The organism is Photobacterium sp. R1, assembly GCF_054600795.1.
The window spans coordinates 1-457 of the sequence record NZ_BAAHZP010000095.1; the positions used below are offsets into that span (position 1 = coordinate 1).

Annotated in this window: 1 protein-coding gene; it reads right to left on the reverse strand. The window is 50.3% G+C overall.

Annotated features, from left to right (window positions below):
- Positions 1 to 457: FtsX-like permease family protein (locus ACYP03_RS24125; protein WP_459782381.1), on the reverse strand; the 457-nt coding region annotated here is incomplete at both ends.

Sequence of the window (457 nt, forward strand, 5' to 3'; positions counted from 1 at the left end):
GGCATGGTCCAGCCGAAAGAATACTTAAGCACTACATCGATCAGCAGTTGTGCCAGCAGTAAGCCAAGGGGTAATGCAATCATTGCCGTCAGTACGCCAATGGCTGCTAACTGCCCTCCTCCGAGTAAGGCCAGTTCTTTACCTGTCATACCCATACAGCGCAATAACGCAAACTGTCTCTGCCGCGATAGCTCACCCGCGATTGTCGCAATGAACAAACCACCGATTGACACCAAGAGTGTGAGCTTACCCAGCGTGGCTGTAACCACAAAAGTGCGATCAAATACCGTCAGTGCCTGTGCCATGATATGCGCGTTATCGCGAACCTGATTAGGTTTCAGACCAAATACTTGCTGCAAGTTGTCCTGAAAAACGGATGTGTGATCATCGTTGTTCAGATGGATGGCAAGACTGACTTTACCCTCCTCCTGAAACAGCCGGTGCCATTGTCCATCCG